15 protein-coding genes are annotated in these 13,280 nt (G+C 41.9%); 10 read left to right on the top strand and 5 right to left on the bottom strand.

The features are described 5' to 3' along the window. Positions 1-13 precede the first annotated feature (13 nt). From pdhA to AC6HZ4_RS19025, 5 genes are all read left to right on the top strand, one after another. Positions 14-1,135 (top strand): pyruvate dehydrogenase (acetyl-transferring) E1 component subunit alpha, encoded by a 1,122-nt coding sequence (gene pdhA, locus AC6HZ4_RS19045; RefSeq protein ID WP_497491276.1) that lies wholly within the window; start codon positions 14-16, stop codon positions 1,133-1,135. Positions 1,136-1,138: 3 nt separating this feature from the next. Further along, positions 1,139-2,116 (top strand): alpha-ketoacid dehydrogenase subunit beta, encoded by a 978-nt coding sequence (locus AC6HZ4_RS19040; RefSeq protein WP_497491275.1) that lies wholly within the window; start codon positions 1,139-1,141, stop codon positions 2,114-2,116. A gap of 90 nt (positions 2,117-2,206) precedes the next feature. Next, entirely contained in the window at positions 2,207-3,517 is a 1,311-nt protein-coding gene (locus tag AC6HZ4_RS19035) for a dihydrolipoamide acetyltransferase family protein (RefSeq protein ID WP_497491274.1), read from the top strand. A 5-nt stretch (positions 3,518-3,522) separates the two neighbouring features. Beyond that, the gene (lpdA, locus tag AC6HZ4_RS19030; protein WP_497491273.1) at positions 3,523-4,938 is read left to right on the top strand and encodes a dihydrolipoyl dehydrogenase; all 1,416 of its coding nucleotides are present in this window, start codon (positions 3,523-3,525) and stop codon (positions 4,936-4,938) included. A gap of 261 nt (positions 4,939-5,199) precedes the next feature. Beyond that, the gene (locus tag AC6HZ4_RS19025; RefSeq protein ID WP_497491272.1) at positions 5,200-5,445 is read left to right on the top strand and encodes a hypothetical protein; all 246 of its coding nucleotides are present in this window, start codon (positions 5,200-5,202) and stop codon (positions 5,443-5,445) included. On the opposite strand, the gene AC6HZ4_RS19020 is transcribed toward AC6HZ4_RS19025, so the two are convergent. Beyond that, positions 5,433-5,825 carry a DUF1885 family protein gene (locus AC6HZ4_RS19020; RefSeq protein ID WP_497491271.1) on the bottom strand — a complete coding sequence of 131 codons (393 nt, stop codon included), beginning with the start codon at positions 5,823-5,825 and terminating at the stop codon, positions 5,433-5,435. The genes AC6HZ4_RS19025 and AC6HZ4_RS19020 overlap by 13 nt on opposite strands. Before the next feature lie 325 nt (positions 5,826-6,150). Here AC6HZ4_RS19020 and AC6HZ4_RS19015 point away from each other — a divergent pair, with 325 nt between their 5' ends. Together AC6HZ4_RS19015 and AC6HZ4_RS19010 are read left to right on the top strand one after the other, a co-directional pair. Beyond that, entirely contained in the window at positions 6,151-6,444 is a 294-nt protein-coding gene (locus AC6HZ4_RS19015; RefSeq protein ID WP_497491270.1) for a DUF3055 domain-containing protein, read from the top strand. A gap of 319 nt (positions 6,445-6,763) precedes the next feature. Then, positions 6,764-6,892 (top strand): GapA-binding peptide SR1P, encoded by a 129-nt coding sequence (locus AC6HZ4_RS19010; RefSeq protein WP_497491269.1) that lies wholly within the window; start codon positions 6,764-6,766, stop codon positions 6,890-6,892. A 210-nt stretch (positions 6,893-7,102) separates the two neighbouring features. On the opposite strand, the gene AC6HZ4_RS19005 is transcribed toward AC6HZ4_RS19010, so the two are convergent. Together AC6HZ4_RS19005 and AC6HZ4_RS19000 are read right to left on the bottom strand one after the other, a co-directional pair. Continuing rightward, a complete protein-coding gene (locus AC6HZ4_RS19005; RefSeq protein ID WP_497491268.1) occupies positions 7,103-7,933 on the bottom strand; it encodes a protein-glutamine gamma-glutamyltransferase in 831 nt (276 codons plus the stop codon). Positions 7,934-8,151: 218 nt separating this feature from the next. Further along, on the bottom strand, positions 8,152-9,624 hold the full coding sequence (locus AC6HZ4_RS19000; protein WP_497491267.1) for an aminotransferase class I/II-fold pyridoxal phosphate-dependent enzyme: 1,473 nt from the start codon (positions 9,622-9,624) through the stop codon (positions 8,152-8,154). 861 nt (positions 9,625-10,485) lie between these two features. On the opposite strand from AC6HZ4_RS19000, the gene AC6HZ4_RS18995 reads away from it, so the two are divergent. Further along, positions 10,486-10,755 carry a UPF0223 family protein gene (locus AC6HZ4_RS18995; protein WP_497491266.1) on the top strand — a complete coding sequence of 90 codons (270 nt, stop codon included), beginning with the start codon at positions 10,486-10,488 and terminating at the stop codon, positions 10,753-10,755. A 111-nt stretch (positions 10,756-10,866) separates the two neighbouring features. Here AC6HZ4_RS18995 and AC6HZ4_RS18990 read toward each other — a convergent pair whose 3' ends face one another. Further along, the gene (locus AC6HZ4_RS18990; RefSeq protein ID WP_497491265.1) at positions 10,867-11,493 is read right to left on the bottom strand and encodes a YktB family protein; all 627 of its coding nucleotides are present in this window, start codon (positions 11,491-11,493) and stop codon (positions 10,867-10,869) included. A gap of 209 nt (positions 11,494-11,702) precedes the next feature. Between AC6HZ4_RS18990 and AC6HZ4_RS18985 the strand changes: the two genes are divergently transcribed. Together AC6HZ4_RS18985 and AC6HZ4_RS18980 are read left to right on the top strand one after the other, a co-directional pair. Beyond that, complete coding sequence (locus AC6HZ4_RS18985) at positions 11,703-11,891, top strand: YkzI domain-containing protein (RefSeq protein ID WP_129726927.1); 189 nt, start codon at positions 11,703-11,705, stop codon at positions 11,889-11,891. Positions 11,892-11,979: 88 nt separating this feature from the next. Further along, positions 11,980-12,771: an inositol monophosphatase family protein gene (locus AC6HZ4_RS18980; RefSeq protein ID WP_497491264.1), complete on the top strand. Its 792-nt coding sequence runs from the start codon at positions 11,980-11,982 to the stop codon at positions 12,769-12,771. 190 nt (positions 12,772-12,961) lie between these two features. Here the strand turns inward: AC6HZ4_RS18980 and AC6HZ4_RS18975 are convergent, their stop codons facing one another. Next, on the bottom strand, positions 12,962-13,138 hold the full coding sequence (locus AC6HZ4_RS18975; RefSeq protein ID WP_497491263.1) for a DUF5325 family protein: 177 nt from the start codon (positions 13,136-13,138) through the stop codon (positions 12,962-12,964). Positions 13,139-13,280: the final 142 nt, after the last annotated feature.

The following is a 13,280-nucleotide window of genomic DNA, read 5'->3' as shown; positions in this document are numbered from 1 at the left end:
AGAGGTGAATGGAATGGGTACGCAAGCAAAAGCAAAGAAAGCCCTGTTTGATGCTGAAGCACAATTTCAAGCAATTGAAGAGCAATTTCAAACATTCCAAATTTTAAATGAAGAAGGTCAAGTTGTTAACGAAGACGCGATGCCGGACCTAACAGATGAGCAATTAAAAGAGTTAATGCGCCGCATGGTGTATACACGCGTTTTGGATCAACGTTCAATCTCCTTAAACCGTCAAGGTCGCTTAGGCTTCTATGCGCCAACTGCTGGACAAGAGGCATCTCAATTAGCGAGTCATTTCGCACTTGAGAAGGAAGATTTCTTACTTCCAGGTTACCGTGACGTTCCACAAATGATTTGGCACGGCTTACCGCTTTACCAAGCATTTTTATTCTCTCGCGGTCATTTCCATGGCAACCAATCGCCTGAAGATGTGAACACACTTTCACCGCAAATCATTATCGGTGCACAAATTATTCAAGCAGCTGGTGTAGCGCTTGGTATGAAATTGCGCGGCAAACAATCCGTTGCAGTAACATACACAGGTGACGGCGGTGCGTCTCAAGGTGACTTCTACGAAGGCTTAAACTTTGCGGGAGCGTTCAAAGCGCCAGCAATTTTCTTCGTACAAAACAACCGTTTCGCGATTTCTACTCCAGTAGAAAAGCAATCTGCAGCACGCACAATTGCACAAAAGGCAGCAGCAGCTGGTATTTTAGGTATTCAAGTAGACGGTATGGATCCGTTAGCAGTATACGCGGCTACTCGTTTTGCTCGTGAGCGCGCGGTAAACGGCGAAGGTCCTACGCTAATTGAAACTTTAACATTCCGTTACGGTCCGCACACAATGGCTGGTGATGACCCAACTCGTTACCGTTCAAAAGATCTTGAAAACGAATGGGAAAAGAAAGATCCGATCGTTCGCTTCCGTAAGTTCTTAGAAGCAAAAGGCCTATGGTCTCAAGAAGTAGAAGAACAAGTAATTGAACAAGCAAAAGAAGATATTAAAGAAGCAATTGCAAAAGCTGACCAAGCTCCGAAGCAAAAAGTAACAGACTTAATTGTGAACATGTTTGAAGAGCTTCCTTACAACTTGAAGGAGCAGCTGGAAATTTACAAAGAGAAGGAGTCGAAGTAAGCCATGGCGCAAATGACATTGATTCAAGCTATTACTGATGCGTTACGCGTCGAAATGAAAAACGACCCGAACGTTCTCGTATTTGGGGAAGACGTAGGTGTAAACGGCGGTGTATTCCGTGCAACTGAAGGTCTTCAAGCAGAATTTGGCGAACAGCGCGTATTCGACACACCTCTTGCTGAGTCCGGTATCGGCGGTCTTGCGGTTGGTCTTTCTCTTCAAGGCTTCCGCCCTGTTCCAGAAATCCAATTCTTCGGCTTCGTATTTGAAGTTATGGACTCTATCTGCGCGCAGCTAGCTCGTATGCGTTACCGTTCTGGCGGCCGCTTCAACGCGCCTGTTACAATTCGTTCTCCGTTCGGCGGCGGTGTACATACACCTGAGCTTCACGCAGACAGCTTAGAAGGTATGGTTGCACAGCATCCAGGATTACGTGTAGTAATTCCATCTACTCCATACGATGCGAAAGGATTGTTGATTTCTGCAATCCGCAACAACGACCCAGTTGTATACTTAGAGCATATGAAATTGTACCGTTCTTTCCGCCAAGAGGTACCAGAAGGGGATTACACAATCCCATTAGATAAAGCAGACGTAAAACGCGAAGGTAAGGACGTAACAGTCATCGCATACGGTGCTATGGTACATGCTGCATTAAAAGCGGCTGAAGAGCTAGAAAAAGAAAACGTATCTGTAGAAGTAATCGACCTTATTTCTGTAAGCCCGCTTGATATTGACACAATCATCGCATCTGTTGAAAAAACAGGCCGCGTTGTTGTAGTACAAGAGGCACAAAAAATGGCCGGCGTAGCAGCAAATGTTGTAGCAGAGATCAACGACCGCGCGTTGTTGAGCTTAGAAGCTCCAATCGTTCGTGTTACAGCAGCTGATACAATCTTCCCATTCTCTCAAGCTGAGGGCGTATGGCTTCCAAACCATAAGGACGTTGTAGAAGCAATCCAACAAGTAATTAATTTCTAAACATAAAAATAAATAAGGAAGAAAACAGTCGGCTCTGTTTTCTTCCTCTATCCATATAAACTTACACATAAACATAAGGGGTTGAGCTCTGTGTCATTTGAATTCAGATTACCGGATATCGGTGAAGGTATTCACGAAGGCGAAATCGTAAAATGGTTCGTAAAGCCTGGCGATGAAGTAAAAGAAGATGATGTGCTTCTTGAAGTACAAAACGATAAAGCTGTTGTAGAAATTCCATCTCCTGTAAAAGGAAAAGTAGTAGAAATCCTTGTAGGCGAAGGAACAGTAGCTGTTGTTGGCGATGTTCTTGTTAAATTTGATGCGCCTGGCTACGAGCATTTGAAATTTAAAGGTCATGACGATGAAGCGGCTCCAGCTCCTGCAGAAGAGGCAGCTCCTGCGGCAGAAGCAGCGCCAGTTACTCCAGCAGCGCCATTAGCAGAAGAAAACGAGCGTGTTATCGCAATGCCATCCGTGCGCAAATATGCGCGTGAAAAAGGCGTAAATATTCGTCTTGTTCAAGGTACAGGCAAAAACGGCCGTGTTTTAAAATCTGACATCGATGCATTCCTAGCTGGCGGTGCAGTTCCAGCAGCAGCAGCTACTGCAGCACCAGTTGCTCCAGCAGCGGCACCTGCAGCACCAGCGGCAGAGGAAAAAGCAGCAGCACCTGCACCTCAGCCAATCCCAGCAGGCGAATATCCAGAAACACGCGAGAAAATGAGCGGTATCCGTAAAGCGATCGCAAAAGCGATGGTAAATTCTAAGCATACAGCTCCTCACGTAACATTAATGGACGAAGTGGATGTAACAGAGCTTGTTGCAAACCGCAAGAAGTTCAAAGATGTTGCAGCAGCAAAAGGCATCAAGTTAACATTCTTGCCTTACGTTGTAAAAGCATTAACATCTGCTCTGCGTGAGTACCCAATGTTAAATACATCTTTAGATGATGCTACTCAAGAAGTGGTTCATAAGCATTACTACAATATCGGTATTGCAGCAGATACAGACAAAGGTCTTCTTGTACCGGTTGTAAAAGATGCAGACCGCAAATCCATCTTTACGATTTCGAAAGAAATTAACGAGCTTGCAACAAAAGCGCGCGAAGGCAAATTGTCTCCAAACGAAATGAAGGGTGCTTCTTGCACAATTACAAATATCGGTTCTGCGGGCGGACAATGGTTCACACCAGTTATTAACCATCCAGAGGTAGCAATCCTTGGAATCGGCCGTATTGCGGAAAAACCAGTTGTGAAAAATGGCGAAATCGTAGCAGCACCAGTATTGGCGCTATCCTTAAGCTTCGATCACCGTTTAATTGACGGAGCTACAGCTCAAAACGCATTGAACCATATTAAACGTTTGTTGAACGATCCACAATTACTTGTAATGGAGGCGTAATCGAAATGGTAGTAGGGGATTTTGCAATTGAATTAGATACGGTCGTAGTTGGTGCAGGACCAGGAGGATATGTTGCGGCAATTCGTGCTGCTCAGCTTGGTCAAAAGGTAGCAATCATTGAGAAAGCAAATCTTGGCGGCGTATGCTTAAACGTTGGATGTATTCCTTCAAAAGCATTGATTTCTGCAGGCCACCGTTACGAGCATGCGAAGCATTCTGCGGATATGGGAATTATTGCAGAAAACGTAACAGTTGATTTCTCTAAAGTACAAGCTTGGAAAGCAGGCGTTGTAAAGAAATTAACTGGCGGCGTAGAAGGTTTATTAAAAGGAAACAAAGTAGAAATTATTCGCGGTGAAGCATATTTTGTAGATACTAACACATTACGTGTTATGACAGAAGATGCAGCACAAACATACACATTTAAAAATGCAATTCTTGCAACAGGCTCTACACCAATCGAAATTCCTGGCTTTAAATTTTCAAAGCGCGTAATCAACTCCACAGGTGCATTGGCATTAACTGAAATTCCGAAAAAGCTTGTTGTAATCGGCGGCGGCTACATCGGAATGGAGCTTGGTACGGCGTATGCGAACTTCGGTACAGAGGTTACAATTTTAGAAGCAGGCGAGGAAATTTTAGCTGGCTTTGAAAAATCTATGAGCGCGGTTGTAAAACGCGGCTTGAAGAAAAAAGGCAACGTAGAGATTTATACAAAAGCGTTCGGTAAGTCTGTAGAAGAGCGTGAAGATGGTGTAACAGTAAACTTTGAAGTGAACGGTGAAATGAAATCCGTTGAAGCTGATTATGTTCTTGTAACAGTGGGACGCCGTCCGAATACACAAGAACTTGGCTTAGAGCAAATTGGTGTGCAACTGACAGAGCGCGGTTTGGTTGAAATTAATAGACAATGCCGCACAACTGTAGATAACATTTATGCAATCGGCGATATCGTAGCAGGACCACCGCTTGCGCATAAAGCATCTTATGAAGGTAAGGTTGCAGCTGAAGTGATTAGCGGACATGCATCTGAAATTGATTATATCGCAATTCCAGCTGTATGCTTCACAGATCCAGAATTAGCTTCTGTTGGCTATACGAAAAAGCAGGCAGAAGACGAAGGATTAAAAGTAACAGTTTCTAAATTCCCATTCGGCGCAAACGGCCGTGCATTGTCTCTAAACAGCACAGAGGGCTTCGTGCAGCTTGTAACGCTTGACAGTGAAGATGGTCTGTTAATTGGAGCGCAGGTTGTTGGTGCAGGCGCATCTGATATCATCTCTGAGCTTGGATTAGCAATCGAAGCAGGTATGACTGCAGAAGATATCGCACAAACAATTCATGCTCATCCAACTTTAGGGGAAATCACAATGGAAGCGGCAGAAGTAGCTCTTGGCATGCCAATTCACATTGTAAAATAATAAAAAAAGAACAGGCGCCGCCTGTTCTTTTTTATTTTAAGTAAAGTATCAATTTTCAGCTAGAAGCTAATTCAACGTAATGGGAAATTTTTGTAATAAATTATAAGTGCAACTACGCTTTCGTTTTCACCCAAAGGCTCGCTAATCGGCGAGTTTTCTTTATGTAGAAAAATATTTCAGACTTGTCTTTCCTCTCTTCTAAAACGAGTACAGCTTCATATATATAAAAGAACCAGTTATGTAAGCAAAGGAGTTAAAAGAATGAAAGATGTACTCGTTACCGCTTTACATACGCTCATTTGGATGAGCTTTGCAATTGTACTCGCTCTATCACAGCGGGACAGGCTGCATGCAAAGATTGCACTGTTCCTGCTTTTTCTTTACTTTTGCTATGTTGTGGCTCATTATATACTGCAAAGAAGAAAGGCGGCAGTCATTTGCACATTGCGAAACAGTTCACTGTTCCTTCTAATTCAGCAGGCTGTTTCTTTTTTTCATCGTTTATAAAAATACATAGTTCGTCCATTAAATAACTGCAGCTCGCCCTCTAGCTTTTTTGCAACGTAGCGGCAAAATTCATTGGCTTTACCTTTATCTCCAAATGTAGCGCTTTCAGGGAGTGTAATTTGTACAAAATGCTGCCCATGTTCTTCACCGATCCCGACATAAATAGAACGGTATCGATCATGAGAAGACTTTAGATGAAGCGTTGTCTCGGATGTTTGTATGATTTCATAAGGAAATGCTGACTCCTCATAGCTCCAGTTTAACTGCTTTCCTGTTTGAGCCGTAATGCTTTGATAGTATGTAAATAACTGTTGTACATCTCCCAATGTAACCGTTTGCTTTGCTGATTTTGGTACAAGCTTAATAAATGCATGCTGCATAGCATTTCCCCCTGTTTTTTAAAAGATATGAAAATATAAGATTACTATTGATTTCAATGCTATAGGCTGCTCCATACGCAAAAAATCTTTTCTCTAAATGGAAACAGGCATCTGATGAGGAGCACACGGAAAGTTTCTGCGAATTCTCTTCGCTAGAACCGCGCGTTTGGTGCACGGGTTGTTTTACTACAGGAGCAAAACAGGCTGAGTCCGCTTTTCTATTGTACCATTGCTTGAAATTTTTTGACAATTCCTCGCTCATATTTTCTGGTCTTTGTTCATATATACAGGAAGAGCACTAGAATTTATGAAGGAGGGGGTTATAATGTTCGATAAGCTATATGAAGAATCAGAGCAAGGAAGAGTAAGATTTCTTGGATTTACAACTAATGATATCCGTTATGATTTCGGCATTGTATATACAAGTATGTTCTTTGGTAAGCCGCTTGTTGTTTGTATGCAAACGGGACGGTCTAGCCTGCTTGGACCTGACGACCTGGAGAATTTGCAGCATCTGAGTGAGGTGTTCCGGCTGCCTTCGGAGAAAGAAGCGAAGGACGTAGCGGACATTTTACGTTTTTATTTGCCAAGTCCATCTTTAGAAACTGAATATGAATAAAGTCGCTGTCTTAGCGGCTTTTATATCTATCGATTCTCTGCCTTTACTCCTCGAAACATTCTAATGAGAAACAATAGAGCGGATATTTCATCACACACGCTTATCCCCGGCGGTAAATACCCTTTTCAAAATAAACCAGTAGAGCTGTATCTAGATACGACCTAAAAAGTTGAATGTACATCACAATTACTTGTAAAAAAAATATTTATGTTATACTAAATAGTCATTGACTGAAAAAGTATAGCATAATATACTACAGATAGAAATATAAAGCGGTTGCAAAATGTTGAAAAACTTATTTATATAGGGGGAATGTAGGATGGGAACAATCGTATGTCAAGTTTGCGATAGCACAATTGCGCATTTTGAGGATGAAAAGGTAACGGTGTTGTACGGCAATTGCTGTTCTTGCGGCCATGCAAAGGAAGAGCATAAAAAAGAAGCATAAAAAAAAAGCCTGCGATTGCAGGCTCTTTTTTTGAAAAAATATAACTTTTTGAAGTGTTGTATAACCTCATAGGCTTATTCGCTTTTTTATTGCCTGGCTCTTATCCTGCTCCCATCTCTAGAATAATCTCCCGCACAGAAGGCAAAAAAGCGCCCTCTTCGCGGGAGAATATTCTTTCACAGGAGTAAGGACGGGTCATGTCCATTTCTCTTAGTACACTGCAGTTGTATGGCCGATTGTAGCAATCACTGCATCATCCCGAATTGGGATAAGTTCAATTTTCGTCTGAAGCTTCTCTGGTGAAGCGTATCGACTCATAATCCGATAATCAAGTCTTGTAACTAAATCTGTTAAATAGGCAGAGAGAAAAGCATTTGGCATCCGATGTGTATTTAAGTGATCTATAATCTGCTTTTCCGTACGAATTCCTACACCATGCCCGTAATAAAATGCATCCCCTAAATAAATCGTATTCTCTCCTTGCCAATGCATTTCAGCTGGATTTACCTGCGGGTTTTTAAAGTAAACTAAGTCTCCTGGAAGGATTGTGCCATTGGTTTTCGTAATAAGCTGTAAATCACGATCATAATCCCATGTGTATAATAGAAGATTTGCGAATAACCTATTAAATGTATCTGCACTGTATACGCTTAACAGAGCTTTATAGATAAGGATAATCATAGCGGTTGCGCATTCCGTTCCGTATTTCTTACCGTTTGTGAAGATATCCCGAATAGCGGAGGACGGAAGCACCCCTGGTTTGAGCTGAAAACCGCCAAGTCTGGTGCGCTGCCAAAATTGTTCGTTGCAGTAGGATTCCTCAAAGATACGAAATTGTATCCCGCTGTTAAATAGCTCGATGCATGAGAGAATAAGGTTAACGCGGAAATTTACATCAAATGAAAGCTCTTGTAATGATTGATACGTATATACTTCTTGATTGCTCGTCATTAGAGTTAATATTTCCTGCTTTGTTTTAAAAAAAGGCTCCGTATCGTCCACTATATAAGGGTGTACAATAGAACGGCCAATTACAATCATGACATGATCTCACCCCATATCGTTAAATTTCTTAATAGAGTATGATAAAAGGGAAAGAACGGTGAGGAAATATGTATTAGTACTCAGAGATATGATGCTTTCCTGAATCTATACAGTGCAAAATAGAAAAAGCCCCTGTCAAGCAGGGGTTTTTTGTCAATCTATCGAGGAATGGTACTGAGCTTAGGCCGTTTGCAAAGCCCTTAAAAATCATTTTCTTATACAATTGGTTTGTATTCTTTAATTACTCGAAGCGTTTTTAATTCCATATCTTCCGGTCCTTGTACAGGAAGACCAGCTTTGAGATTCTTCTGGATATATTCTAGGTTTTCCGCCGTAATGATTTCTCCTGGCGTAAAAATCGGAATGCCAGGCGGATAGACCATAACGAATTCAGCAATAATGCGGCCTGCTGCCTCTTCAAATGGCACAGTTTCCGCTTCAGAATAAAATGCATCGCGAGGAGAAAGTGCTAATACCGGAATTTCAGGTATTTCTACATGGATTTCCGTTCCTTCTTCCGCTTGATGTTTACATGTATCTGATAAATCTTGAAGTGCCTGCACGAGAAGATTTGCTTCTTCGTCTGTATCGCCTAATGTAATCAAACATAGGATGTTGTATAAGTCTGACATTTCTACTTCGATATTATATTTCTCACGCAGCCAGAGCTCTGCGTCGTGTCCGGTAATGCCTAAATCCTTTACTGAAATGATAAGCTTTGTCGGATCCATATCAAAGGCTGCGTCTGTACCAAGACGTTCTTCACCCGGACAATATAAGTACGGGATTTCGTTTACTTGCTTTCGCACCCGTTGCGCGAGATGAATTGTTTCATCAAGGAGTCTTTTGCCCTCCGTTGCAAGCTGTTTTCTCGCTGTATCTAAAGAAGCAAGTAAAATATACGACGTAGATGTTGTGGTAAGCATGCTGATGACAGCTTGTACGTGCTTTACGTTCACAAGTCCCTCTTTTATATTTAGGATAGAGCTTTGCGTTAGTGAGCCTCCTAGCTTGTGAACGCTTGTTGCTGCCATATCTGCTCCAGCTTGCATCGCTGACATTGGCAAGTCCTCGTGAAAGTGAATATGAACGCCGTGTGCTTCGTCAACGAGAACAGGAATGTTATAAGAATGTGCGATCTCGACAAGCTGTTTTAAGTCCGCTGCGAATCCAAAATATGTTGGGTTGATGACGAGCAAGCCTTTTGCATCTGGATGCTCCTCTAACGCTCTTTTTACGGACGCAATTGTCATACCATGGGAAATACCAAGAATAGGGTCAATCTCAGGATGAATGAAGATTGGCTTTGCCCCAGAAAAAATGATCGCCGACATAACAGATTTATGCACGTTTCGCGGTACGAGAATTTTGTCTCCTGGTCCGCAAACACTCATAACCATTGTCATAATAGCGCCGCTTGTTCCTTGTACTGAGAAGAATGTATGGTCTGCGCCAAATGCTTCGGCAGCAAGCTGCTGCGCTTCTTTAATCATTCCCTTTGGATGATGAAGATCGTCAAGTGGCGCGATATTGATCAGGTCGATCGATAATGCGTTTTGCCCAATAAATTCCCGGAATTCCGGATCCATTCCTTGCCCTTTTTTATGCCCTGGAATGTGAAATTGAACAGGATTTTTTTTGCTATGTTCGACTAAAGCAGTGAACAACGGTGTTTCATATTGGGACAACTTATACACCCCTTTATCATAGTTTCGTTCCCGGTCTGTTTCATGTCCATTAGAGAACGGGAGTTGGTTTATACAGCTTCTATTTATACTTTGCGTATAAAGTAAAAGTATAAGTGCAACTGCGCCTCTGTCTTCGCTCAAGGGCCCGTCAATCGGCGAGTTTTCTTCACACTTTAGGAAAGTATAAAATTCCAGCTAGAAGCAAATTCGACGTAGTGGGAAATTTTAAGAATAAAGTATAAGTGCAACTACGCCTCTGTCTTCGCCAATCGGCGAGTTTTTTTACAAGGTAAGAAAGTATAACTTTTTGCGGGGACACTGTCCAGCTCCCATGACCTGCTTGCTGTGGGGAAAACCTTGCTTACCCGGGCAAAAAGCGCTTCAATGTGCGGAGAATTGTCTCCTTTGGGAGCAGGGCGGACCGTGTCCGCTTTTCTTATCTGAACAAATACTTGTCATTCGATACAAAACAAATGAATTATATCACCTATGCTAATGGATGTATAGAAAAATTACTGTAACCGATTTGTTTTTTTTATATTTAGAAACAAAGAAGCAGAAAGGAGTGAAACATATTTTCAAAATCTTTCCTAATACCTATATGTTTCGCGAAAGGAGCAGCCGGCTATACGTAAGTCTATATGCTGCAGCTGTTTGTTTGACTCTGTATGTACATTGCAAGTAAGATAGAGAATACAAGCGGTTAGCCGCATCTGTTTGTATAAGGGAATCGGGACGGAGGATTTATATGAGGTATTCGTATAAGAGGAACAATGATGGATGCCACAGCTGCGCAAAATGAATCCGTATAAGATGCAGGCGGCACAAACAGAAGGAAGAAGGAATAAATGAGGTGACAAAATGGAGTATCAATATCCCCTTGCTTACGATTGGTCAACAGATGAGATCGTTGATGTAATCCGCTTTTATGAAGCGGTGGAACAGGCGTATGAAAGAGGAATTAAACGAGAAGCATTGATGAGTGCGTATCGTCGTTTCAAGGAAATTGTGCCAAGCAAGGCTGAAGAAAAAAAACTGTGCGGTGAGTTTGAAGAGATAAGCAAATATTCTTGCTACCGCGCAATCCAAAGAGCGAAGGATATGGACGACACTGCCATAGTGAAAATGTAACGCTATACACAAATTGTTTGAATTTAAAAAAAATTTTGAAATATAATAAAGTAAGTGCTATAATAGTACAACAACGAAGAAACGGACAATGCACTCATTGTCCGTTTTGTGCTACCTTCGGCTTACCTTATAAAGAGGAAGGAGTGTTGCAAACGTATCTTGTATACGCTGTAAAAAGGATTCATTATCTAGTTGCAAAACTTCTTCTTTTGAGAGATGAACGCCGACAAGTAATTCAGCCTTTTTTACCTTTGCAAGGCGTTCGAACATCAATTTTAAATCTTCCCTTGTTAAAGTACCGTGCAAAGCCGCGTCAGGTTTTGTATGATCAATGGACCAAACAAAGTGTTCTGGCACAGCCATGCGAATGTCTTCTAGATGTTCTAAATATGCTGCCGCATAATCGGCCTTTTCCGGGCATTCGTAAATAAGGCCAAAGTAAATAAAGACGTGTGTTCCCCAAAGACCTACTTGAAAATGCGGCATCATCTTATAGCCGCGTTTGTTTGCAGCAAATGCGACCCATGTATCCTTCGGGGGATTTACAGTACGGCGTGCATGCTTTGCGACATGATAAAAGAATGTCTCACCTGTTTCCTTTGTGAGGAACGGGACGAAATGTTCACCGATTGCCTCAAGCTTCGGACGTATGTGCGTGATGATTTCTTTCATACGCTCCTCTAGTCCATCCACCGAGAACGCGGCAAAATCTTGTAATTGCAAGTTTGTTTGTTTCATATGTTTTCCCCCAAAAATAAAATTTGCTTTTTATTCTAGCATAGCTTGTACCATTCATAAAAAGGAACGCTCAAAAAAAATATAGGTAAAAATACAAATTTGTTGCATAGAGGATTTATCCCACATAATATGATATAAAACAAAATATCAGAAAATTGAGCAGATTCTAGGTCATGGGCAAACTAAAAACTGGGAGGAGGCAAACTGAAATGAGACAGGTGATTAATGCACTAAAACGAACTGATGCAGAAAAGAGAATTCCGGTATTGCGTTTGGAGCTGGATTACGAACTTGCAACATTATACGATGCAATGATGGAAAATGATGAAACAAAAAAGGAAGAGTGCAAAAAAAAGTTAGAAGTATTACGACTTGAAATGATCCGCCTAGAAGCATAATAATATCGTATGTATAAACCAGCATTTGGTGCGAACCTCTTACAAGGTTCGTTTTTTCTGTGAACAGTATAGACTGGAGTGTGGACTCATGCACGAGATATGGAAAAAGATAGACGCTCATGCGAAGCAATGGACGAAGGAAGCAGGAGGCCTGCTCGTTTCTTCTTTGAAAGACTCCCTGATGATTGAAACAAAATCGAGTGCCTCTGACCTTGTGACAAATATGGATCGGCAGATTGAACAGTTTTTTATCGAGAAAATTCAAAACACGTATCCAGATCACCATGTGTTGGGAGAGGAAGGATACGGAGATGATATCACATCTGCGGACGGAACGGTGTGGCTCATTGATCCAATTGACGGGACAATGAATTTTGTGCACCAGAAACGGAATTTTGCCATTTCGATTGGCGTTTATCATGATGGTGTCGGAAAAATTGGTCTTGTTTACGATCCGGTTCATGATGAATTGTATCATGCCCTAGCAGGCGAGGGTGCGTATTGTAATGGTGTAGAAATTCCAAAGCTTGAGCCGGGATCGGTATCAGAAGGAGTTGTTGCTGTGAATGCGACGTGGCTTACCGAAAACCCGAGACTGGATTACAGGAAAATGGCAGAGCTTGTGCGCAGAGCAAGAGGCACGCGCTCCTATGGCTGCGCAGCGCTTGAGATTGTGTATGTAGCAACAGGCAGACTAGACGCTTATATAACGCCTCGTTTGTCGCCTTGGGACTTTGGCGGCGGTGCGGTAATTGTTCAGGAGGCAGGCGGAATCATTACCACGTTTGACGGGGGCTCGCTAGACCTAGTCGGTCAAAGCAGTGTGTTAGTCGCAAAGCCAGGTGTTTATGAGCAAGTGCTCGAATATGTGAACAGATGAAACAAGAAAAGGGAACGCACGATTTTATTCGTATGTTCCCTTTTCTTGTTTTGGTTGGCGCGGAAGGAAATTCTCGTTCTTAATAGATGGTGTAATCATCCTATTCAAAACGTACACGTTTTATTTATACAATCTTATTATAAGGGTAACAATTCACATAGGGGGAATAGCTTCTGTGAGTTCACAGAAGCTATTCCTTGCGAAACTTGCGCTTTGTTGCAAATCCGTATCCCATTGTTGCAAGCAGGCCGATTATACAAGCAATTGTACCAATGGAACTTTTTTCGGCAATCATAATGCCGATGCCAATCATAAAGATAACAGCGATTATGGCAAGAATCAAAAAGCGATATTGAAGTTGTTCCATATTTTCACCCTCCGTGTATATTGTACTTTACACAATTATGAGAAAACAATCGATTTTAGGATGCGAACATAAAATTTCTAAAATTTCTTCGTATATTTCAGAGAAAAAAGATCCAATGAGAGAGGCAGGCCGCGCGGGAGCA

It is taken from the genome of Ectobacillus sp. OTK (genome assembly GCF_059698935.1).
This window is presented reverse-complemented; position numbering and strand designations above follow the sequence as displayed.

Excerpts from the sequence above, each read along its gene's own strand:
- pdhA (WP_497491276.1), top strand. The coding sequence starts at position 14 with ATGGGTACGCAAGCAAAAGCAAAGAAAGCCCTGTTTGATGCTGAAGCA.
- AC6HZ4_RS19040 (WP_497491275.1), top strand. The coding sequence starts at position 1,139 with ATGGCGCAAATGACATTGATTCAAGCTATTACTGATGCGTTACGCGTC.
- lpdA (WP_497491273.1), top strand. The coding sequence starts at position 3,523 with ATGGTAGTAGGGGATTTTGCAATTGAATTAGATACGGTCGTAGTTGGT.
- AC6HZ4_RS19025 (WP_497491272.1), top strand. The coding sequence starts at position 5,200 with ATGAAAGATGTACTCGTTACCGCTTTACATACGCTCATTTGGATGAGC.
- AC6HZ4_RS19020 (WP_497491271.1), bottom strand. The coding sequence starts at position 5,825 with ATGCAGCATGCATTTATTAAGCTTGTACCAAAATCAGCAAAGCAAACG.
- AC6HZ4_RS19015 (WP_497491270.1), top strand. The coding sequence starts at position 6,151 with ATGTTCGATAAGCTATATGAAGAATCAGAGCAAGGAAGAGTAAGATTT.
- AC6HZ4_RS19010 (WP_497491269.1), top strand. The coding sequence starts at position 6,764 with ATGGGAACAATCGTATGTCAAGTTTGCGATAGCACAATTGCGCATTTT.
- AC6HZ4_RS19005 (WP_497491268.1), bottom strand. The coding sequence starts at position 7,933 with ATGATTGTAATTGGCCGTTCTATTGTACACCCTTATATAGTGGACGAT.
- AC6HZ4_RS18995 (WP_497491266.1), top strand. The coding sequence starts at position 10,486 with ATGGAGTATCAATATCCCCTTGCTTACGATTGGTCAACAGATGAGATC.
- AC6HZ4_RS18990 (WP_497491265.1), bottom strand. The coding sequence starts at position 11,493 with ATGAAACAAACAAACTTGCAATTACAAGATTTTGCCGCGTTCTCGGTG.
- AC6HZ4_RS18985 (WP_129726927.1), top strand. The coding sequence starts at position 11,703 with ATGAGACAGGTGATTAATGCACTAAAACGAACTGATGCAGAAAAGAGA.
- AC6HZ4_RS18980 (WP_497491264.1), top strand. The coding sequence starts at position 11,980 with ATGCACGAGATATGGAAAAAGATAGACGCTCATGCGAAGCAATGGACG.
- AC6HZ4_RS18975 (WP_497491263.1), bottom strand. The coding sequence starts at position 13,138 with ATGGAACAACTTCAATATCGCTTTTTGATTCTTGCCATAATCGCTGTT.